General features: G+C 56.4%; 17 protein-coding genes. 14 read left to right on the top strand and 3 right to left on the bottom strand.

Annotation, left to right across the window (positions count from 1 at the left end):
- The first annotated feature begins 421 nt into the window (after nt 1-421).
- Together ACTG39_RS05020 and arsB are read left to right on the top strand one after the other, a co-directional pair.
- On the top strand, nt 422-832 hold the full coding sequence (locus ACTG39_RS05020; protein ID WP_439106439.1) for an arsenate reductase ArsC: 411 nt from the start codon (nt 422-424) through the stop codon (nt 830-832).
- Nucleotides 833-852: 20 nt separating this feature from the next.
- Entirely contained in the window at nt 853-1893 is a 1041-nt protein-coding gene (gene arsB, locus ACTG39_RS05015) for an ACR3 family arsenite efflux transporter (RefSeq protein ID WP_439106444.1), read from the top strand.
- Here the strand turns inward: arsB and ACTG39_RS05010 are convergent.
- Nucleotides 1890-2366 (bottom strand): hypothetical protein, encoded by a 477-nt coding sequence (locus ACTG39_RS05010; protein ID WP_439106438.1) that lies wholly within the window; start codon nt 2364-2366, stop codon nt 1890-1892. The two genes, arsB and ACTG39_RS05010, sit on opposite strands and share 4 nt — an antisense overlap.
- A 115-nt stretch (nt 2367-2481) precedes the next feature.
- Here ACTG39_RS05010 and ACTG39_RS05005 point away from each other — a divergent pair, with 115 nt between their 5' ends.
- Nucleotides 2482-3786: an APC family permease gene (locus tag ACTG39_RS05005; RefSeq protein ID WP_439106437.1), complete on the top strand. Its 1305-nt coding sequence runs from the start codon at nt 2482-2484 to the stop codon at nt 3784-3786.
- 28 nt (nt 3787-3814) lie between these two features.
- Nucleotides 3815-4267, top strand: a complete 453-nt coding sequence (gene tadA / locus ACTG39_RS05000) for a tRNA adenosine(34) deaminase TadA (protein WP_439106436.1) — start codon at nt 3815-3817, stop codon at nt 4265-4267.
- Nucleotides 4268-4349: 82 nt separating this feature from the next.
- Here tadA and mltF read toward each other — a convergent pair whose 3' ends face one another.
- Nucleotides 4350-5789, bottom strand: coding sequence for a membrane-bound lytic murein transglycosylase MltF (mltF, locus tag ACTG39_RS04995; RefSeq protein WP_439106435.1), 1440 nt, complete (start codon nt 5787-5789; stop codon nt 4350-4352).
- Between the two features lie 122 nt (nt 5790-5911).
- Between mltF and purL the strand changes: the two genes are divergently transcribed.
- From purL to secF, 3 genes are all read left to right on the top strand, one after another.
- Nucleotides 5912-9814 (top strand): phosphoribosylformylglycinamidine synthase, encoded by a 3903-nt coding sequence (purL, locus tag ACTG39_RS04990; protein WP_439106434.1) that lies wholly within the window; start codon nt 5912-5914, stop codon nt 9812-9814.
- Between the two features lie 169 nt (nt 9815-9983).
- Nucleotides 9984-11879 (top strand): protein translocase subunit SecD, encoded by a 1896-nt coding sequence (gene secD, locus ACTG39_RS04985; RefSeq protein WP_439106443.1) that lies wholly within the window; start codon nt 9984-9986, stop codon nt 11877-11879.
- On the top strand, nt 11876-12790 hold the full coding sequence (gene secF / locus ACTG39_RS04980; protein ID WP_439106433.1) for a protein translocase subunit SecF: 915 nt from the start codon (nt 11876-11878) through the stop codon (nt 12788-12790). The genes secD and secF overlap by 4 nt, the downstream gene beginning before the upstream one ends.
- Nucleotides 12791-12826: 36 nt before the next feature.
- Here the strand turns inward: secF and ACTG39_RS04975 are convergent, their stop codons facing one another.
- Nucleotides 12827-13621, bottom strand: coding sequence for an inositol monophosphatase family protein (locus ACTG39_RS04975; protein ID WP_439106432.1), 795 nt, complete (start codon nt 13619-13621; stop codon nt 12827-12829).
- A 117-nt stretch (nt 13622-13738) separates the two neighbouring features.
- On the opposite strand from ACTG39_RS04975, the gene ACTG39_RS04970 reads away from it, so the two are divergent.
- From ACTG39_RS04970 to hisS, 7 genes are all read left to right on the top strand, one after another.
- A complete protein-coding gene (locus tag ACTG39_RS04970) occupies nt 13739-14503 on the top strand; it encodes an RNA methyltransferase (protein WP_439106431.1) in 765 nt (254 codons plus the stop codon).
- Nucleotides 14503-15669 (top strand): IscS subfamily cysteine desulfurase, encoded by a 1167-nt coding sequence (locus ACTG39_RS04965; RefSeq protein WP_439106430.1) that lies wholly within the window; start codon nt 14503-14505, stop codon nt 15667-15669. Before ACTG39_RS04970 ends, ACTG39_RS04965 begins: the two co-directional genes overlap by 1 nt.
- A gap of 153 nt (nt 15670-15822) precedes the next feature.
- The gene (gene ndk, locus ACTG39_RS04960; protein ID WP_439106429.1) at nt 15823-16251 is read left to right on the top strand and encodes a nucleoside-diphosphate kinase; all 429 of its coding nucleotides are present in this window, start codon (nt 15823-15825) and stop codon (nt 16249-16251) included.
- 6 nt (nt 16252-16257) lie between these two features.
- On the top strand, nt 16258-17403 hold the full coding sequence (gene rlmN / locus ACTG39_RS04955; RefSeq protein ID WP_439106428.1) for a 23S rRNA (adenine(2503)-C(2))-methyltransferase RlmN: 1146 nt from the start codon (nt 16258-16260) through the stop codon (nt 17401-17403).
- Complete coding sequence (gene pilW / locus ACTG39_RS04950) at nt 17400-18170, top strand: type IV pilus biogenesis/stability protein PilW (protein WP_439106427.1); 771 nt, start codon at nt 17400-17402, stop codon at nt 18168-18170. Before rlmN ends, pilW begins: the two co-directional genes overlap by 4 nt.
- A 100-nt stretch (nt 18171-18270) precedes the next feature.
- On the top strand, nt 18271-19401 hold the full coding sequence (ispG, locus tag ACTG39_RS04945; protein ID WP_439106426.1) for a flavodoxin-dependent (E)-4-hydroxy-3-methylbut-2-enyl-diphosphate synthase: 1131 nt from the start codon (nt 18271-18273) through the stop codon (nt 19399-19401).
- A gap of 55 nt (nt 19402-19456) precedes the next feature.
- A complete protein-coding gene (gene hisS / locus ACTG39_RS04940) occupies nt 19457-20734 on the top strand; it encodes a histidine--tRNA ligase (RefSeq protein ID WP_439106425.1) in 1278 nt (425 codons plus the stop codon).
- Nucleotides 20735-20747 lie beyond the last annotated feature (13 nt).

The raw sequence follows: 20747 nt of genomic DNA, 5'->3' as shown, positions 1-20747 counted from the left end.
GACAGGCGATCTGCATGCCCACGGGCAGTCCGTCGGCGGTCGTACCGAGGGGGACCGCGGTGGCGGGAAGATAGGCATTCAGCGTAAGCCCCGCCCACTTAAGAACGTCGGTGTAGGGACGCTCGACGCCGTTAACGGCGATGACCCGTGCCTGCATATCCGGATGATGATCGTGTTCGTGATCAGGAAGTAGCCGCAGCTGAGCAGCGCGCCCTTGCTATGGCATTTGGATCATTGCAGTCGCACCCGGCCTATTCCACTGTCGATGGCTTTCCCGAAGTAACGATCCTCAATAGCACCTCAGCGTTTAGGAAAGCTGTAACGTCGCCTTCACAAACATCCGTCATAATAAGGAGCCTAGTGGTAGGTGATTTTATTGAATTGCGCGATTTTAAGGATTGTTTCTAAGGCGACATGATCAATGAAAAAAGTTCTAGTTCTTTGCACCGGTAACTCCTGTCGTTCGATCATGGCCGAAGCCTTGATTAATCATCTCGGTGAAGGTCGCTACGAAGCAGTGAGTGCCGGCAGTTTCCCCGCAGGCTACGTGCATCCTACGTCTATTGAGACCCTAAAACGCCATGATGTACCCGTGGTCGATCCGCGCAGCAAGTCCTGGGACGAGTTTGCCAGCGATTGTTTTGATCTTATCCTTACGGTCTGTGATCAAGCGGCAAACGAAACCTGCCCCGCATTCCTTGGAAACTTTGAACGCAAGCATTGGAGTATTCCGGATCCAGCCAAAGCTGCGGGGAGTGACGCAGAGGTGCAGGGGGCCTTCGATGAGGTATTTAACCTGCTGAGAAGCCGTATTCAGGCGGAACTATTTTGAGCGGGGACACTGCTTCGGGAATGGGTTTATTTGAGCGTTACTTGTCCCTGTGGGTCGGCTTATGCATTGCCGCAGGCGTTGCTCTGGGTGTAATGGCGCCAGATGTTTTTCAGCTCATCGCGGCGCTGGAGTATGCAAACGTTAATTTTGTCATCGCTGTTTTTATCTGGGTGATGATCTACCCGATGATGGTCAGTGTCGATTTCGCATCGCTTAAGGATGTGGGGAAAAAGCCCAAGGGTTTATGCATCACGCTGGTGGTTAACTGGTTGATCAAGCCTTTTACTATGGCGGCGCTTGGGGTGTTTTTCTTCGAAGTTGTCTTTGCGGGATGGGTTGATCCGCAGACCGCAAAGGAATACATCGCGGGAATGATTTTGCTGGGGGTAGCACCCTGTACCGCGATGGTTTTTGTATGGAGCCAGCTCGTGCGCGGTGATGCGAATTACACGCTCGTACAGGTTTCCATAAATGACATCATTATGGTGTTTGCCTTCGCGCCGATTGCTGCCTTTCTGCTCGGGATTACAGACATTGTGGTGCCCTGGGAGACTTTGCTCCTGTCCGTGGTGCTGTACGTGATTATTCCGCTGGCCGCCGGCTATGTGACTCGGAAAGCACTCGATGGCTCAGCGAATGATGATCGCATTAGCCAGTTCACCAGCAAGATCAAACCTTTTTCTGTACTTGGACTTTTGGCGACCGTGGTGCTGCTCTTCGGGTTTCAAGCGCAAACTATTCTCGACAGACCACTGGTTATTGCGCTCATCGCGGTACCGTTACTTATCCAAAGTTACGGCATTTTCGCTGTGGCCTACGCGTGGGCTTACCTGTGGCGTGTGCCCTTTGCCACGGCGGCACCGGCTGCACTCATTGGAACATCCAATTTCTTTGAACTCGCGGTCGCCGTGGCTATCAGTCTCTTTGGTTTAAATTCGGGCGCCGCCCTGGCGACGGTAGTCGGCGTTTTGGTAGAGGTGCCCGTCATGCTTTCCCTCGTGGCGCTGGCCAACGGAACGCGGCACTACTTTGACAGGAGCGACGATTCTGGGGAGCGCTAGATTTCGCTGTCCACAGACGACAGAGGCTCGGACTTCGGCAGCGGCTTGCTTGTTACTGGTGCTGACCATTGGCAATTGGCGCGGAAGACATCGGTGATAAGAAGCTCAAGATCTGCGTAGGCGCGATTTCGTCGGGCCTCGAGTAGCGCCTCTATGCGGCTCATCACCTCTCCCGAGGTCCAGGTGACCTGGCTCGTGAGGAGAACAAAGGCTTTTTGCGTGAGCGCCGCACCCTCAATGCCTGTGTTTCTGGGCTCTAAACTGCGAAATCTGAGCAAGTCATGCTCAGCCAGCCAGATAAACGTTTCGAAACAGGCCTGGGAGCGCCGATCTGGTAGTCCGGTCATGTCCCACTTGATTGGCCCCGTGGTGTCTTCCACCAGCAGCAGGTAGGGCAGGGGGAAGGCCGAGTACAGCGCGCAGAACACCTCGGCGCAGCAGTAATGAAAGTCATCTATATGTGTGGTTCGCATGGGCACGTAAAATTTAGTATTTGCCGCATTATGACGCAATATCGCGATGCGGTTCCCTCGGTTTTGGCCGGAGTGTGTATTCATCGCCCAGTGGGGCATCTGCTACCATCATCCGATGTCTATTCATCCAGAAAATCGCCTGCGCCGCGACATCGGTTCTTTCGGTGCCGCATTTCTAGTTCTTAACGGACTCATCGGTGCCGGCATATTCGCGCTCCCCGGTAAGGTTGCGGTGAATGCGGGCTTGCTGAGCCCGTGGCTGTTCCTTGTGGTGGGGGCGTTGTTTCTCAGCGTTGTATTGGTATTCGCGGAGCTTGCCAGCTATTACGAGGAAACCGGTGGGCCGGTACTCTATGCAACAGAGGCGTTTGGCCCGCTGGCGGGGTTTGGCACTGGCTGGCTGTTGTTTCTTTCCCGTACCACCGCCTTTGCGGCTAACGCTACGGTTATGGCGTCTTATCTCGGTTCCTTGTTTGATGTACTGGCGGGCGAGTTGCCGCGAATGGTGATCATAGCAACTGTGATTATTGGCTTGACCTGGGCGAATGTTCTTGGGGTGCGTGACGGCGTGCGAGCCATGGGTGTGTTTACGCTCTTAAAGGCGGCGCCTCTGGTGATACTGGTATTACTGGGTTTTCAGCATGTATCCGGGAGCACGCTCTTGCCCTCTGCGAGCCTTCTCGTTGAGGATTTGGGTAGTACAACGCTGCTGATGATTTATGCCTTTGTGGGTTTTGAGACTGTCGGAGTGACAGCGGGCGAGACCTCCCAGCCTCGGCGGACCTTGCCTAAGGTGCTAGTCGCCACAGTGTTGACCATCGGCATTTTGTATTTCCTCATTGTGCTGGTTTTTGTGTCGGTGATTGAGCCGGCGGATTATGCCAATGCCACTCTGGTGGATGTGGGTCGGTCTCTGGCTGGAACTACCGGCGCCTTTGTGATCACCTTTGCGGCGGTGTTTTCCATTGGGGGTAATCTAGCAGGGTCTATGCTGGCAGCACCGCGACTCGGTTACTCTTTGGCCGAAAACAGACAGTTGCCCGTTTGGTTTGCTCACGTACATCCGCGATATGCCACACCGGATCGCTGCATTATGGTAATGGGTGTCCTCGCTCTCGGGCTCGCACTGTCAGGATCTTTTGTAAAACTTGCTGTAGCCAGTTCGGTTGCGCGGCTGCTGAGTTACATCATTTGCATCGCCTCCTTGCCTTCGATTCGTCGCAATGCCAGCGAATCGGTACGCCAGAGTGCGTATAGGCTGAAGGGCGGATATTTAATCCCGTGTATGGGTTTAGTGATTTGTTTTTGGTTGCTGATGCAGTCAAAGGCCGAATCCTGGCTGGCGGTATCGATACTGCTGGTTATTGGCTTTGTCTTCTATGCGTTTGAACGGCGCTTTGGCTTGACGGAGCGGTCATGAAGCTGGCTTTTGCGAGTTACGGCAGCTGATGAGCTCGGACCATCAATTTATGCTCAGAGCCCTGGAGCTTGCCGCGGAGGCTGCTCGTCAGGGCGAGGTGCCCGTGGGTGCGGTTGTTGTCCATAATGATCTCATTGTGGGAGAGGGCTACAACGCGCAGATAAGCTCAATGGATCCTACGGCGCATGCGGAAGTTAACGCTGTGAGAGCAGCGGCTGCAGCGCTCGAGAATTATCGGATGCCAGGAGCAACGCTATACGTAACCCTGGAGCCCTGCAGCATGTGCTGCGGCGCGCTGGTACATGCGCGGATAGGTACGCTGGTGTTTGCGGCCCGCGAGCCCAGAGCAGGTGCTGTGGTTAGTGCACGGAAGCTGCTCGACGAGTCTGCATTTAATCACCGCGTGGCCTGGATTGAAGATGAGGAAAATGCGCCTGCAAGTGCGGCGCTGCTGCGTGGTTTTTTTCGCGATCGCCGCTAAAAGCAGGAGCCAAAAACAGGAGCCAAAGGCGGGGTTAAAGCTGCGGTACCCCCGGGATGACGCTCAGTGCAGCACTGACAATTCAGAGAGCGCGAAGCTTGAGGCTTCGCAGGGTGTCGGGCACCAGGGTCTCTGAGTCCCTGGGAGGCTCCGGTCGTTCTGCCCGCGCCGTTTGCCAGCGCAGGATGTTGTAGTAGTGACGAATGTTCTGTACGTAGCGCACCGCTTCGAGGCCGCGGGCATATCCGTAGCGCAAGGTACGGTATTGCTGGGGTTTTTCTAACAGCGGAAGAGTGTCCATGATGTCCTCCCAAAGATGCGGATCGCCGCCGCGGCGCTGGGTCAGCACCCGCGCATCTTCCAGATGACCCATACCGATATTGTATGCCGCGAGCGCCAGCCAGCTACGGTCGGGTTCCAGAATGTCATCAGGGAGTCGGCCGCGGAGCTTTTTAAAGTAGCGCGCTCCGCCGCGGAGACTTTCCGCAGGATCTGTTCGGTCATCTACATCCATCTCTTCTGCGGTGGCCAGGGTAAGCATCATCATCCCGCGCACGCCGGTGCGGGATGTGGCCTGCGGGTCCCAGTGCGACTCCTGATAGCTAATGGCGGCGAGGAGTTCCCAGGGAATATCCTGCTCCCGAGCTACGATTTCAATGAGTTGTTGGTAGTCGCTCAGGTCTCTGCGCACTTTGCCCACGAAGTTCTGGGAGTCCACGCGGGAGATATCGTCGTCTCGATCAAAGTACCGGGACTGAATTTGCGCAATGCTGTCATCGGCCTGCCGACGCTCCAGAAATTCGTTGATCATCTCGAGTAATGGCGTATCTCGAGCCGAGGGGTGGAGATACCAAACAATGTCTTTTGCTTCCGCCAGATCAAAAGCCACCTCCAGTCGCGGCACAAGGTTTTGCTGAATAAAAAAGTCTCGGGAATCAACGACCGCCAGATCGCTGCGGTCCTCGTCGACACGCGCAAGGATTTCACCCGTATCGCTGGCGATCACGCTGTCCCACTCAAGCCAATCCAAGCCCTGATCTCGCAATGTCTGAAGCACTTCTTCGTGGCTGCTATCAGCTATGGTTGCCAGGGAGAGGCCTTTAAGATCCGCTGGTTTACGGGGCTTCTTCCGGCCCACTTTGTAAATGACTTGCGGTGTTTGTTTTGCGTAGCTTCTCGACGCAGCAAATTCTGTGTTGCGGGTTTCTGTGAAGGTTAGGCCTGCGGCTGCAATGTCAGCTTCTCCACGCTCCAGCGCCTCAAAAATCTCATCAAGAGTGAAAGCCTGCGTTACCACCAGTTCGACGCCCAGCTCTTCAGCCAAAAGCACAGTAAGGTCGTATTCAAAACCGCGGGGCCCGGAGCGTCCCAGGTAGTAGGTGGTGGGGCTGTTGCGTGTAATGAGACGCAGCTCGCCACGCTCCTGAATCGCCTGTGTCGTCTCACCATTGTTGCCGCAGGATCCCAGCAGCAAAGCGGACAAGAGCGTCAGGGCAAGAAGCAGATTGGAAGCGCGAGTCATCTTGTGATTCTAACCGACTTAAAAGCTGCCGAAAGACTTGCTTTTGGCTTAACGCCGTCTGGCCGTAGCGGTACAATTCGCCACCTTACCGCCCCTTTTGCTAACCGAGAGATTCACCCCTGATGCTTGTTATCCCCGGCGCTTCGGCTTTGTCACCTTTTAGACAACAAGCGTTGGAGCAACGTTTACGAGATCGATGGCCTGATGTGGCACTGCTTCGCAGTGGTTATGTGCATCTTGTCGATGGCGAGCCCCTGGTGGGCGACGAGCGGTCCCGCCTGGAGGCGCTGCTGGCTCAGGCTGCCACTCAGGACTTTTGTCAGCGAGCGAATTTAGACGCAGGCACCTGGCTGTTTGTAATGCCGCGGCCGGGCACGATCTCTCCCTGGTCGAGCAAGGCGACTGACATTGCTCGTGGTTGTGGCTTTCATAACATCCGACGGATCGAACGCATCTGTGCCTATGAACTAGCGGGCGTGGATCCCGGATCATCCGACTGGCGGGACTTGGCTTCAGAGCTTCATGACCGCATGGTCGAAGCGACTTCGGAGAGCCTTGCCGGTCTGCAGGCCTTGTTTACGCATCTGTCCCCCACAGAAAGTACCTCTGTAGATATTCTTGGTCAGGGACGCTCTGCACTCGAGGCCGCCAATAGCCGACTGGGTCTGGCGCTCGCGGCGGATGAGATTGAATACCTGTGCGAGAGCTTTCGCAGTCTGGAGCGCAATCCCCGGGACGTAGAGTTGATGATGTTTGCCCAAGCCAACTCCGAGCACTGTCGACACAAGATTTTTAATGCGAGCTGGACCATTGATGGCGATGATCAGGCAAAGAGCCTGTTTGCAATGATTCGCAATACTCATACTCACTCTCCCGAGGGCGTTTTGTCAGCCTATTCGGACAACGCGGCGGTAGTCGCGGGGCATGAGGCCAGCCGATTTGCGCCTGTGGGGCCCAATCGAGAGTATGCGGCGCAGCCTCAGCCCGTACATTTATTGATGAAGGTCGAGACGCATAATCACCCGACGGCTATTGCGCCCTTTCCCGGTGCGGGCACGGGGGTGGGTGGTGAAATTCGTGATGAAGGCGCGGTGGGGCGGGGATCCAAGCCCAAAGCAGGTCTCACGGGCTTTAGCGTTTCTAACTTGCGCATTCCTTCCCTGCAGGAACCGTGGGAACTGGATAACGGTAAACCGGGACGTATCGCGTCGGCGCTGGATATTATGCTCGAAGCGCCCATTGGCGGCGCGGCGTTTAACAATGAGTTTGGACGCCCCAATATCTGTGGTTACTTTCGCAGTTACGAGCAGCGAGTTCCCCAGAGTGATGGGTCGAGCGGTGGAGATTATGCGGTGCGGGGTTACCACAAACCCATCATGATTGCCGGGGGCTTTGGCAATATTTCTGCGGAACACGTTGATAAACCCGAGTTTGAGCCTGGCGCCGCGTTATTGGTGCTTGGCGGTCCAGCAATGCTCATTGGTCTTGGTGGCGGGGCAGCTTCCAGTATGGCCAGCGCCGACGGTCAGGAGTCCCTCGACTTTGCTTCGGTGCAGCGCCAAAACCCAGAAATGGAGCGTCGATGTCAGGAGGTCATTGATCGCTGCTGGCAGCTTGGCGACAAAAATCCTATCGCGTTTATTCATGATGTGGGTGCTGGAGGCCTGTCCAACGCTTTGCCCGAACTGGTTAAAGATGGCGGCTGCGGCGGTTTGTTCTCCCTGCGGGATGTGCCTTGCGATGATCCCGGCATGTCGCCGCTGGAAATTTGGTGCAACGAAAGCCAGGAACGCTATGTGTTGGCCGTCACGTCTGAGCAGCTGCCGCAGTTTATGGCGATTTGTGAGCGTGAACGCTGTCCGGTTGCCGTGGTGGGTGAGGCCACAGAGGCCAAACAAATAGCCGTAGAAGACAGTACCTTTGACGATACGCCCGTCGATATGCCCATGTCGGTGTTGTTTGGCAAACCACCGAAGATGCATCGCGAGGACCGCAGGCTCCCTGATCACTCCAGTCCATTTACCCAGACGCCCGCCGTGGATGAAGCATTGCATCGTGTACTGGGCCTGCCGACTGTTGCCAGCAAAAGTTTTTTGATCACCATTGGAGATCGAACCGTAACCGGGCTTGTCGCCCGCGATCAAATGGTCGGACCCTGGCAGGTCCCTGTGGCTGATTGCGCAGTGTCATTGACGAGCTATGACGCCAACATGGGTGAAGCCATGGCCATGGGGGAGCGCACGCCGGTTGCCCTTTTAAGCGGCCCTGCGTCGGCCAGAATGGCCGTGACCGAGGCGATCACTAACATCTGTGCAGCGCCTGTGGCGCAGATGAGTGATATCCGACTGTCGGCCAACTGGATGTGTGCAGCGGATACCCCCGGTGAGGGAGCGGCGCTTTTTGATGCTGTTCACGCGATCGGCGAGGAGCTGTGTCCCGCGTTGGGTATTGCGATTCCCGTGGGCAAAGACTCCATGTCCATGCAAACGCGCTGGGATCAGGACGGGGAACCTCGGGCCGTCACAGCACCCAGGTCATTGGTCGTCTCTGCGTTTGCACCGGTGGGCGACACCGCCGAAACGCTAACTCCCATGCTGCAAACTGATGCCGAACTCGTTCTTGTCCTCGTTGATTTGGGGCGGGGCAAGAACCGTCTGGGTGCCTCGTCGCTGGCACAAGTTTACGGGGAGCTGGGCTCACAGCCTGCCGATCTCGATAGTCCGCAGGATCTTCTGGCGTTCTTTGATTTGCTTCAGTGGGGTAAAGCGCGAGGTGACGTGATTGCCTATCACGACCGTTCCGACGGTGGCCTGGGGGTGACCCTCTTGGAAATGGCCTTTGCAGGGCGTTGCGGCCTCGAAGTTACGCTACCGGGTGGTGTTGATGCTTTAGCGGCACTGTTTAGTGAAGAGGCCGGCGCCGTCGTGCAAATCCCCAAGTCACAGCTTGCGGACTGGGCCGGGCGTGCTGACGCCCTGGGAATCGGCGACTGCCTGCAAGCTGTTGGTCACGCACGAGCCCATGAGCAGGTCCGTATTTGGGCGGGAGACAGCTTGCTCGTAGACACCATGCGCGGTGCTTTGCAGGAGCGCTGGAGTCAGTGCAGTTATGAGCTTCAGCGGCTCAGGGATAACCCCGAATGCGCCGATGAAGAGCGGGCGCGTATCAGCGCGCCGGATCCAGGTCTGTCCGTACACCAAAGCTTCGAGGGGCAGGGAGACGCTGTCGCACCCATGATTAATGCCGGAGCCAGACCTCGGGTGGCGGTACTTCGGGAGCAAGGCGTGAATGGGCAGGTGGAGATGGCCGCGGCTTTTGATCGCGCCGGATTTACCGCGGTGGATGTCACGATGAGTGACCTCATTGCCGGTGACGTCAGTCTGGACACGTTCAATGGTCTGGTAGCTTGCGGCGGTTTTTCCTTCGGCGATGTCCTGGGCGCGGGCGAGGGCTGGGCAAAATCAATTTTGTTCAATTCCGGGCTGCGAAATAGCTTTAGCGAGTTTTTTGCCCAGCCTGACAGTTTTGCCCTTGGGGTTTGTAACGGTTGTCAGATGTTATCTGTGCTTCGGGATTTGATACCGGGGAGTGAGCACTGGCCCTGGTTCCGACGTAATCGTTCAGAGCAATTCGAGGCGCGTCTCGCTATGGTTGAGATCGGTGATTCTCCGTCGGTGTTTCTACAGGGTATGGCAGGCTCTCGCCTACCCATTGCTGTCGCTCATGGCGAGGGCCGTGCAGTGTTTGCCGATGCCTCGACTCAGGAACGCTGTGAAACAGCACAGCTGGTAGGTTTACGTTACATCGAAAACAACGGCGAGATCGCGCAGCGGTACCCGGCGAATCCCAATGGATCCCCCGGCGGAATCACCGGCGTCTGCAGTGAAAGCGGCAGGGTAACTATCATGATGCCCCATCCAGAGCGGGTGATTCGTCGGCGTCAATTCTCTTGGGCGCCCGATTCCATGACCGATGACTCTCCGTGGCTTCGCTTGTTTGAAAACGCGCGCAAGCATCTTGGTTAGGCGCTTGCCTAAAAAACCGGGGCTTTAAGTGTCAGCAATTCTGTGTCGCCCGCGCGCAGCGGCCCTTGAGACCTAGCGACCAGCGTCTATAATGCGCCCCCTTTACGCGGTGGCCTTGGCTCAAACGGTGTTCGTTTGTTGCTGCCCCCGCATTACTGCAGACCATGGCATGCTCAATCGTTACCCAATTTGGAAATACCTGATCGTTTTGATCGTTGTGCTTGGCGGAGCACTCTATGCCTCGCCTAACCTTTATGCACCTGACCCGGCATTGCAGATTGCTGGAGAAAGCAGCGGTACGCTCATCGATGAGCGACTGCTCAAGCGCGCTACTGATGCCCTCGATGAGGCCAGTATCACGCACTTTGGTGAGGTGCTGGAGCCCAGCGGGCGCAGTGCGTTGATTCGGCTCGAAGAGCAAGAGGCACAGTTGCGAGCCCAGGCGGTAGTCTCCCGAGCATTGGGCGACGGCTACATCATTGCCCTTAATCTTGCGGAAACGACCCCTGATTGGCTGACGGGGCTTGGCGGACAGCCGATGAAGCTCGGACTCGATCTTTCGGGTGGTGTGCACTTTAAACTGGAAGTCGACACCGTAGCCGCGGTCGAGCGGCGCATGGAGTACTACCTCAATGCGACCAAGCGCTCGCTTCGTGAAGAGCGTGTGCGCGGCTTTGTCGGCCTTGATGGTGATCGCGCCGTGGTTGGTCGTTTTCGCAGTGAGGACCTTCGCGAGCAGGCGCGCAGCCTCATTTCTGATGCCTTTCCGGAGCTGCTCCTCGATCGCGTCGATGAAGACGATGAATTCCTGATCTACGCCCGAATGACTGACGTGACCGTCGATGAGATTACCGACTATTCCGTCAGCCAGAACCTGACCACCTTGCGCAATCGCGTGAATGAACTTGGGGTGTCAGAGCCGTTGGTGCAGCGTCAGGGCAGAAATCGAATCGTGGTGGAGTTGCCGGGTATTCAGGACACCGCAGAAGCCAAGCGGATTTTGGGTAAGGTGGCGAACCTCGAGTTTCGCCTCGTGGCCAATGCCGACGCACCCGCCGGCGAGCGGCAGCGCTTTGAGTACCGAAGCGCAGATCGTCAGGGGGCGACGGAGTACCTCGAGCGGGATGTCATTATTACCGGCGAGCGGGTGTCCAATGCCCAGGCGAGCTTTGATCAAAACGGCCGTCCCAACGTGCAGATTAGCCTCGATAGCGAGGGCGGCACGCTGATGTCCCGCGCGACCCGCAGTAACATCAAGCGTCGAATGGGCGTCTTGTTCATCGAGCGTAAGTACCGAACTCGCTACGAAACGGATGAGAACGGCGAGGAAGTCGCGGTTAAGGTTCCCTACGACGAGAGGAAGCTCCTTACCGCGCCCGTGATTCAGAGCGCCTTGGGTGCGCAGTTTCAGATCACGGGTCTCGACAACCCTCTGGAGTCTTCGGAGCTGGCCCTGATGCTTCGCGCGGGGGCCTTGGCGGCACCGATCACCTTCGTTGAGGAGCGTACCGTTGGGCCTTCTCTGGGTGCGGAGAATATTCGTCTGGGCGTCAAATCTGTGCAGTACGGTCTCGCCCTTGTTGTGCTCTTTATGGTCCTGTATTACCGCGTGTTCGGCCTCTGCGCCGTAACGGCATTGACGGCTAACCTGGTATTACTGGTGGCGATCATGTCATTGCTTGGAGCAACCCTGACGCTGCCTGGTATTGCCGGTATTGTGCTCACGGTGGGTATGGCGGTGGACGCCAACGTGCTTATTTTCTCGAGGATTCGCGAAGAACTGGGCAACGGTCTATCACCTCAGATGGCTATCCATTCGGGTTTTGAGCGGGCAGTAGCGACGATTCTTGACGCCAATATTACAACGCTCATCGTGGCTATTATTCTTTATGCCGTAGGCACGGGCCCGGTGAAAGGCTTCGCCGTGACGCTGTCGGTGGGCATCATTACCTCAATGTTTACTGCGATCATGGGTACGCGCTCTCTGGTGAATTTGATTTACGGAGGCCGACGCGTGAGCACCCTGGCCATTGGCAGAATACCTAAGATGGGAGATGCCGCATGAAGGTGATTGATTTCATGGGTAAACGACGGATCGCTGCGGCGTTTTCCGTATTACTCATACTCACAGCCCTTGGTTCCCTAGCGGTAAAACAGCTTAACTGGGGTCTCGATTTCACCGGCGGTACTCTGGTAGAGGTTCACTACGAGGATTCAGCAGACCTCAATGAGATTCGCACCACGCTGGCTGATGCGGGTTACGCGGGAGCCATTGTCGTGAGTTTCGGTACGGATAAAGATGTGCTGATTCGTCTTCCCGACGGCTACTCTGATGCTCAGGGCACAGAAATGCTGCAAACCTTGCAGGCTTCCTCGGGCGTCAACGTAGAGCTGCGCCGCATCGAGTTTGTCGGCCCTCAGGTAGGCGATGAGTTACGGGAGCAGGGCGGGCTGGCAATGCTTCTGGCTCTGGGTTTAGTGATGCTTTATATCGCCTTTCGCTTCCAGTTTAAATTTGCCGTGGGCGCAGTGGTCGCGTTGATTCACGACGTGATTGTCACTCTGGGCTTTTTCTCGATAATCGGTTTGGAGTTTGATCTCACGGTACTGGCGGCTTTGCTGGCGGTGATCGGTTACTCACTGAACGACACCATCGTTGTGTCAGACCGTATCCGTGAGAACTTCCGCAAATTGCGTCGAGCCGAGCCCCTTGAAGTGGTTAATATCTCCTTGAGCGAGACCCTGGGGCGGACTCTGGTAACGTCCCTGACGACTTTGCTGGTGTTGCTGGCATTGGCCTTGTTCGGCGGAGAAATGATCTTCGGTTTTGCCGTGGCCTTGCTGGTAGGCGTGATGATCGGAACCTACTCATCCATCTATGTAGCCTCAAATGTGCTGCTGAGTATGGGTGTGAGTAAAGAAGACCTGATGATTCCTGTTCGCGAAGGTGCCGAGCAGGATGATCTGATGCCCTAGGGGCCAGGCTCCAGGGGCAGTCCGTAAAGGCGATGTTTACGCGCGTAGCGTTTGGGTCGCCTTAAGTACGGCCTTGAAGCACTTGGGGTTTCCGCAGACGATGTCGCCGTTGTCCAGGAAGTTCTCCGCGCCGTCAAAGTCTGAAACCAGGCCTCCCGCTTCGCGCACGAGCAGTGCCCCAGCGGCCATGTCCCAGGTCGACAATCCTTTTTCCCAAAAAGCATCCAGTCGACCTGCAGCCACATAGGCCAGATCCAGGGATGCAGCCCCGCCTCGACGAATACCGGCGCACTGCCCGGCGAGGTTCGCAAGGCCTTGAGCATAGGCGGGAAGGTGATCGTCGTGATGTCCCTTAAACGGAATTCCGGTGCCCAGCAGGGCGCCATCGAGAGAGGCAAGTTTGCTCACGCGAATGCGGTGGCCGTTTAGCTGCGCGCCGCGGCCTCTGGAAGCGGTAAATTCTTCCCTGCGCACCGGGTCCAGAACCACAGCGTGCTCCAGTCGTCCCTGATGGATGCAGCCAATGGACACCGCGTAGTGGGGGATGCCGCGAATAAAGTTGGTGGTTCCATCAAGGGGGTCGATGATCCAAAGATACTCAGCGTCCTCAGGACCGCTGCGGCCGGACTCTTCACCCAAAAAGGCGTGGTCGGGATAGGCCCGCTGCAGTTGACGAACAATTTCCTGCTCCGCCATCTCGTCGACATCGGAGACAAAGTCATTGGCGCTTTTTTTGCGCACGCCGATACGTTCGAGATCATCGGAGGCGCGCACGATGAGTTCACCGGCTTTTCGCGCGGCGCGGAGTGCGATGTTAGTCATCGGTTCCATGAAACAAAGACCTGTAGATGGAGATAAAAAAGGCGCGCGAGTATACCAGAGGAGCGGGTCTGGGGCCGCACTGCTTTGCTACAATACGCGCTTTCGTATTTGGCCTCAAAATAACTCATGAATCCCGACCATATTCGGATCGTGCTCGTCGAACCCAGTCACCCCGGCAACATTGGCGCCGTTGCCCGCGCCATGAAGACTATGGGGCTCGGGAAGCTCGTGCTCGTCGCGCCGGAAAAGTTTCCTGACGAGCAGGCGACCTGGCGAGCCGTATGGGCTAATGATGTTTTGGAAGCCGCGACGGTCGTTGACAGCCTTGATGAGGCCATCGCGGATTGTGGGTTTGTTGTAGGTACCTGTGCCCGGGATCAGCGCCTCCCATGGCCGGTTCTCGATCCCCGCCGGGCAGCGCTTGATGTGTCTGCGAACTCACAGCGTGGAAATGTAGCAATACTCTTTGGGCGCGAGGACAACGGTCTTTCCAATGAAGAACTCATGCGTTGCAATCTACACCTGGCCATACCGACCAGTGACGCTTACAACTCGCTAAATCTGGCTATGGCGGTGCAAATTGTCTGCTACGAGCTGCATATGCTGGTGGCAGGAGACAGTTTGCCTGATGCTAGCAATGCTCAGTGGGATGAACCCCTGGCGACGCAGGAGAATATTGAGCGCTTCTATGTGCATTTAGAGGAAACCCTGAGCCAGATCGGGTTTCTGAATCCAGCAGCGCCTCGAAAGCTCATGCCGCGGTTGAGACGCCTCTACAACCGGCTGGGCATGGACGAGATGGAGCTGAATATTCTGCGCGGCATACTCACAGAAACCCAAAAGCGCAGTGAGCCCGTCGATTGGAGCCAGCAAGGCAGGAGCGACTCCTGATGCCAACACCCGTGTACTTTGACTATCTTTCCACAACGCCCGTGGATCCTGCGGTCGCCGAAGCCATGGCCAGCTGTTTGACCTTGGAGGGCACCTTCGGGAATCCGGCGTCGCGGTCTCACCGCTTTGGCTGGGAAGCCGAGATGGCGGTAGAGGCGGCACGGCAACAAGTTGCGGCACTGCTTAACGCCGATCTTCGGGAAATCGCCTGGACCTCGGGCGCGACGGAGTCCGACAACCTGGCGATCAAAGGTGTGGTGGAGGCAGCTCGGGAGGCGGGCAATGATTCACCGCACATTGTGACCTCGGCCATAGAGCACAAGGCTGTCCTGGATAGTTGCCACTATCTTGAGACCCAAGGCGTTGCGGTGACCTATCTGCCCCCCGATCAGCAGGGTTTGATTCAAGCGTCGGCCGTGCAGGAAGCGCTGCGAGCTAATAGCTGCCTGGTCAGCGTAATGCATGCTAATAACGAGATTGGCACGGTGAACGACATTGCAGCCATCGCCGCGGTTTGCCGCAATGCCGGCGTGCCCATCCATGTCGACGCAGCGCAGAGCGTGGGCAAAATCCCTTTGGACGTCAAAGCGCTGGATATCGACCTGCTCTCCATGTCGGCACATAAGTTCTATGGTCCCAAGGGGATTGGCGCCCTTTATCAGCGCAGGAGTCCAAAAGTGCCAGTGACTGCACAAATGCACGGGGGCGGGCACGAGCGCGGCTTGCGAGCAGGGACCCTGCCCACGCACCAGATCGTCGGCATGGGCTGTGCTGCAGCCATTGCTCAGGAAGCGTTGCCCTCAGAAATGCAGCGACTCAGTGCGTTGCGCGAGGAGTTGTGGTCGTCTTTGTCGGACATTGATGGACTTCGTATGAACGGCCATCACAGTCAGCGTCTCCCCGGCGCTCTCAATATCAGCGTCAGTGACGTGGAGGGGGAAGCCCTTCTGCTGTCACTGCCCGAATTCGCATTGTCCACCGGGTCGGCCTGTACTTCGGCGAGTCTCGAACCCTCTTATGTGTTGCGGGCTTTAGGTTTGTCCGACGCCCTCGCGCACAGCTCTCTTCGGGTGAGTCTTGGCCGCTTTAGTGATCAAAACGACGTGCGCCTGTTTAGCGAGCGTCTCCATGAGGTGGTGCCGCGACTGCGGCGGGAAGCCGCCTGAGTATTTTTGCTCGAATACTCAGCCACTTAAGTGCTCTCAAGTAGGGTGCTATAGCGTCGCAAAGTCCGTATAATTCCGCGCACTTTTTCGCCACGGGTATATCCATCCTGTGGCGGTATCTATTGGTTTTACATTGAGTTCTGGAGAACGCACATGGCGGTGGAACGCACCCTTTCAATTATCAAGCCCGATGCAGTGGCAAAAAATCACATTGGCGAGATTTACGCACGCTTTGAAGCCGCAGGGCTACGCATTGTCGCATCTAAAATGATGCGTCTTAGCGATGTGGTTGCCGGCGGTTTTTATGCAGAGCACTCCGAGCGTCCTTTCTTTCCGGCGCTTATCGAGTTTATGACCTCGGGTCCTGTCGTTGTCCAGGTGCTCGAAGGTGAGAATGCGGTCACCGCTAACCGCGATCTCATGGGTGCGACTAACCCGCAGGAAGCCGCTGCGGGCACTATTCGAGCGGACTTCGCGTCTTCCATCGATGCCAATGCGGTACACGGTTCTGACTCCACGACGTCAGCAGCTCGGGAAATTGCCTATTTCTTCGCCTCCAGCGAAGTTTGTGATCGCGACTAGGGCTCTGTGACCCAACTCATTGCCAGCAGCGAGCCCGCCAAGCGTATCAATCTGCTTGGCATGAGCCGCACGCAGCTTGAGGAGTTCTTCCTCGAGATGGGTGAGAGGCGTTTTCGCGCCCAGCAACTCATGAAGTGGATGCATCATCAAGGTGAGTGCGACTTCTCGGCAATGAGTAATCTGGGTAAAGCTCTGCGCGAGCGCCTGGCGGACATCGCCGAGGTGCGCCCCCCTGCGGTGGAGTCGCAGCATGACTCCAGTGACGGCACTCGCAAGTGGTTAGTCAACGTGGATGGCGGTGGTCTCGTAGAGACCGTGCTGATACCCGATGGCAATCGCGCGACGCTATGCGTCTCTTCGCAGGTGGGATGTAGCCTCGACTGTAGTTTTTGTTCGACGGGCAAGCAGGGTTTTCAGCGAGACCTGAGTGCCGCGGAAATTATCGGTCAGGTCTGGTTGGCGATTAAGTCCTACGATGCGTTTCAGTCGGGGAACGGTCGCGTGGTGACCAACGTTGTCATGATGGGAATGGGCGAGCCCCTTCTCAATTTTGAGAATGTTGTTACGGCCATGAATCTCATGATGGACGATCTGGGTTATGGCATATCGAAACGTCGCGTCACACTGAGCACCTCGGGTGTAGTGCCGGCCTTGGACAAGCTTGCCGAAGTAAGTGAAGCGAGTCTGGCGGTGTCCTTACACGCTCCCAATGACGAGCTTCGCAGTCAACTGGTGCCTGTGAACCGCCGTTATCCCATTGCCCAGCTGCTTGACAGCGCGCGTCGTTACATCGACGCCCAGAAAGACAAAAAGCGTGTTGTTACCATCGAATACACGTTGATGGCGGGTATCAACGACCAGCAGGATCATGCACGGGAGCTGGCAATACTTTTGGCTGACTTCCCCTGTAAGATCAATTTGATTCCCTTTAATCCCTTTCCAAATTCGGGTTATGAGCGTCCCAGTGGCAATGCCGTATCACGCTTCTGGCAGGTTCTGGTGGATGCGGGTTTTGTGGTGACCGTGCGTACCACTCGCGGAGATGATATAGATGCAGCCTGTGGACAGCTTGTCGGTGAGGTCGTGGATAGAACGCGGCGCAGTGCCAGGTATCGTCAGAACGCCGAAGCCGCTTTGGAGATAGGTACATGATTCGCGCTCTACCGCTGATAGTAGTACTCGCCCTTGCGGGGTGCGTGACCGAGACTGAGACTGTTTTTACTGAGCCCCCTTCGCCGCAGAAGGCCATGGAAACGCGCGTGTCGCTTGCGAGACAATACATTGGTCAGGGTAACTGGGAAGATGCCAAGCGCAATTTAAAGGCAGCCGCGGAGCTCGACAGCAAGAATCCCGAAGTCTACGAAGCATTTGCGCTGGTATATCAGAGCACCGGGGAATTCGAACTAGCGGAAGATAGCTTTCAGCGTGCAATCGCTTTTGATCCGACTTTTTCTCGTGCCAGAAACAACTATGCAGCGTTTCTCTATGGCCAGGAGCGCTACCGCGAGGCCGAAGCACAGCTTCGGGAGGTGGTAAAAGACACCCTGTATAGCGCCAGGCCTCAGGCTTTTTTGAACCTTGGCCTGTGTAGACTCAAGCTCTTTGATGAACGAGGCGCCGAGGAAGCGTTTTTACGGACCCTCGCGATGCAGTCTGCAAACACGACCGCTTTGCTGGAGGTGGCGCAGCTGCGAGTGGATGCTGAGGATAGCCGCAATGCAACGCTCTACTATGATAAGTATCGGGATCTGGTGCAGCAGCAGAGTTCCCGAGGCCTGTGGTTGGGCATTAGACTGGCACGGATGACCGGAGACTCGGATGCAGAGAGTAGCTATGCGCTGGCGCTGCGTAATTTGTATCCCGAATCTCCCGATTACGAAGCCTATCGCCGATCTATCGACGCAAACGAGCGGGGTTAGATGGCATGTTTGTTAAGAAAAAGCTCAGCATTGGCCAAGCGATACCGCAATTGTGCTCGGGTAGCGTGTTTCAAAGCAGGACAGCAGGAGAGTAGCAGTTATGAATAAGCACTCACCGATAAAGCGACGAAAGAGTCGGCAAATTCACGTGGGAAATGTCCCTGTCGGTGGCGATGCACCCATTAGCGTGCAGAGTATGACCAACACTGAGACCTGCGATGTCGCGGCGACCGTAGGACAAATCGCAGCTTTGGAGGCTGCCGGCGCTGATATCGTGCGGGTTTCCGTACCCAGTATGGATGCCGCCGAAGCGTTTAAGGCTATCCGCGAGCAGGCCAACGTGCCATTGGTCGCCGACATTCACTTTGACCACAATATCGCGCTCAAAGTGGCCGAGTATGGCGTCGATTGCCTGCGTATTAATCCGGGCAATATTGGACGGGATGACAAGGTTCGGGAAGTAATCGCGTCAGCCCGGGACAAGGGAATACCTATCCGCATTGGCGTCAATGCCGGATCCATCGGGAAAGAGCTTCAGCGCAAGTACGGAGAACCTACCGCCGAGGCGCTTGTCGAATCTGCAATGCATCACGTGGACATTCTGGATAAGCACGACTATCCGGACTTTAAAGTCAGCGTGAAGGCCTCGGAGATATTTATGGCGGTAGACGCATACCGCTTGCTGGCTAAGGAAATCGATCAGCCTTTGCACCTTGGTATCACCGAGGCCGGTGGGTTTCGCGGCGGTACCGTAAAGTCTTCCATTGGTCTGGGCATGCTCTTGTATGAGGGTATTGGTGACACGATTCGCATTTCCCTCGCGGCAGATCCGGTGCAGGAGGTCAAGGTAGGCTTCGATATTCTCAAGAGTCTCAAGCTGCGTAGTAATGGTATTAATTTTGTCGCCTGCCCCAGCTGCTCGCGACAAAACTTTGATGTTATCGGGACCATGAACGAGCTTGAGCAGCGTTTGGATGATATTCGCACGCCCATGGATGTGGCGGTTATTGGCTGCATTGTGAACGGGCCCGGAGAGGCACGGGAAGCAGACGTGGGTTTAACGGGGGCGACGCCGAATAACCTGATCTATGTGGATGGCGAGCCTGACCACAAAGTTAGCAACTCGGAATTTGTGGATCACCTCGAAAGCGTGATCCGTGCGCGGGCGGCAAAACTGGACGACGAGCGAGCCGAAGCTGATGCAAAGCTTATTGTGCGCTCAGCATCGTGACGGGCGGTCGCGGCGACTAGCCCTCAAATTTTACTGACAGGACCAACATACCCACATGGATGCACTGCGATCGATTCGCGGCATGAACGATATTTTGCCAGCGGACACGAGCCATTGGCAGTTTCTCGAAAGCCGTGTTGCTGAGCTCCTGGAGCGCTACGGCTATGGCGAGGTGCGCCTGCCTATTGTTGAGTCGTCGGCATTGTTCAGTCGTTCGATCGGCGAAGTTACCGATATCGTCGAAAAAGAGATGTACAGTTTTGAAGATCGCAATGGCGATAGCATCAGCCTGCGTCCCGAGGGTACGGCGGGCTGTGTGCGCGCGGCGATTCAAAACAACCTGATCGCGAACCCCTGCAGGCTTTGGTACAGCGGCCCCATGTTTCGCTACGAGCGCCCACAGAAAGGGCGTCAGCGGCAATTTCACCAGATGGGTGCCGAGATCTTTGGTTATGCGACGCCTGATGCGGACGCGGAGCTGATTATCTTACTTGCTCGTTTATGGCGGGTTTTTGGTATTGCTGATGCGGTGAACCTGGAAATCAACAGTATCGGTAGCTCCGCAGCCCGGGCCGCTTATCGAGAGGCACTGGTAGCCTATCTGCAGCAGCATCGAGAGTCTCTCGACGAAGATAGCCAGCGGCGTCTGGAGACTAACCCCTTGCGCATACTCGATAGTAAGAACCCTGATACGCAGGCATTGCTTGATAATGCGCCGGCGCTGGAGGACTACCTGGACGAGGAGTCGAAAGAGCATTTTGCGATGCTGCAAAGCTATCTTGATACGGCAGGGGTTACGTACACGGTCAACCCTCGCTTGGTCCGGGGGCTGGATTACTACAACAAGACGGTGTTCGAGTGGGTCACCGATAAGCTGGGCGCGCAGGGTACGGTATGCGCCGGCGGGCGCTACGATGGGCTCGTGGAGCAGCTTGGAGGGCGTTCCACGCCGGGTGTGGGCTTTGCCATGGGTATGGAGCGTCTGTTGCTTATGCTCGAAGCCTGCGGGCAATTGCCAGACGCTGAGGTGCCCGATTTGTTTGTGGTGGCAGCTGGCCAGGATGCTCAGACGGCGGCCATAGCCGCCGTAGAAACCCTTCGAGATGCGCAACCCCATTTGCGTATTGTTCAGCAGTTAGGTGGCGGCAGTTTTCGCAGCCAGATGAAAAAAGCCGATCGCAGTGGTGCGGCGCTGGCGCTCTTGTGGGGAGAGGACGAAGCAGCAGCCGGTGAAGTAACGGTAAAACCTTTACGTGATGGGCAGGAGCAGATGCGTCTGCCGGTAGCGTCTCTTTCCGAGACGGTGGCATCACTTTTAAAACAATCGCATTAAGCAGGAATTAGCA

It is taken from the genome of Congregibacter sp. (assembly GCF_965662665.1).
Lineage (GTDB): Bacteria > Pseudomonadota > Gammaproteobacteria > Pseudomonadales > Halieaceae > Congregibacter.
Note: the sequence above shows the minus strand (reverse complement) of the source record. Positions and strands in the feature narration are given on the sequence as shown.

Coding starts and splice junctions, on each gene's coding strand:
- ACTG39_RS05020 (WP_439106439.1), top strand. CDS start 422: ATGAAAAAAGTTCTAGTTCTTTGCACCGGTAACTCCTGTCGTTCGATC.
- arsB (WP_439106444.1), top strand. CDS start 853: ATGGGTTTATTTGAGCGTTACTTGTCCCTGTGGGTCGGCTTATGCATT.
- ACTG39_RS05010 (WP_439106438.1), bottom strand. CDS start 2,366: ATGCGAACCACACATATAGATGACTTTCATTACTGCTGCGCCGAGGTG.
- ACTG39_RS05005 (WP_439106437.1), top strand. CDS start 2,482: ATGTCTATTCATCCAGAAAATCGCCTGCGCCGCGACATCGGTTCTTTC.
- tadA (WP_439106436.1), top strand. CDS start 3,815: ATGAGCTCGGACCATCAATTTATGCTCAGAGCCCTGGAGCTTGCCGCG.
- mltF (WP_439106435.1), bottom strand. CDS start 5,789: ATGACTCGCGCTTCCAATCTGCTTCTTGCCCTGACGCTCTTGTCCGCT.
- purL (WP_439106434.1), top strand. CDS start 5,912: ATGCTTGTTATCCCCGGCGCTTCGGCTTTGTCACCTTTTAGACAACAA.
- secD (WP_439106443.1), top strand. CDS start 9,984: ATGCTCAATCGTTACCCAATTTGGAAATACCTGATCGTTTTGATCGTT.
- secF (WP_439106433.1), top strand. CDS start 11,876: ATGAAGGTGATTGATTTCATGGGTAAACGACGGATCGCTGCGGCGTTT.
- ACTG39_RS04975 (WP_439106432.1), bottom strand. CDS start 13,621: ATGGAACCGATGACTAACATCGCACTCCGCGCCGCGCGAAAAGCCGGT.
- ACTG39_RS04970 (WP_439106431.1), top strand. CDS start 13,739: ATGAATCCCGACCATATTCGGATCGTGCTCGTCGAACCCAGTCACCCC.
- ACTG39_RS04965 (WP_439106430.1), top strand. CDS start 14,503: ATGCCAACACCCGTGTACTTTGACTATCTTTCCACAACGCCCGTGGAT.
- ndk (WP_439106429.1), top strand. CDS start 15,823: ATGGCGGTGGAACGCACCCTTTCAATTATCAAGCCCGATGCAGTGGCA.
- pilW (WP_439106427.1), top strand. CDS start 17,400: ATGATTCGCGCTCTACCGCTGATAGTAGTACTCGCCCTTGCGGGGTGC.
- ispG (WP_439106426.1), top strand. CDS start 18,271: ATGAATAAGCACTCACCGATAAAGCGACGAAAGAGTCGGCAAATTCAC.
- hisS (WP_439106425.1), top strand. CDS start 19,457: ATGGATGCACTGCGATCGATTCGCGGCATGAACGATATTTTGCCAGCG.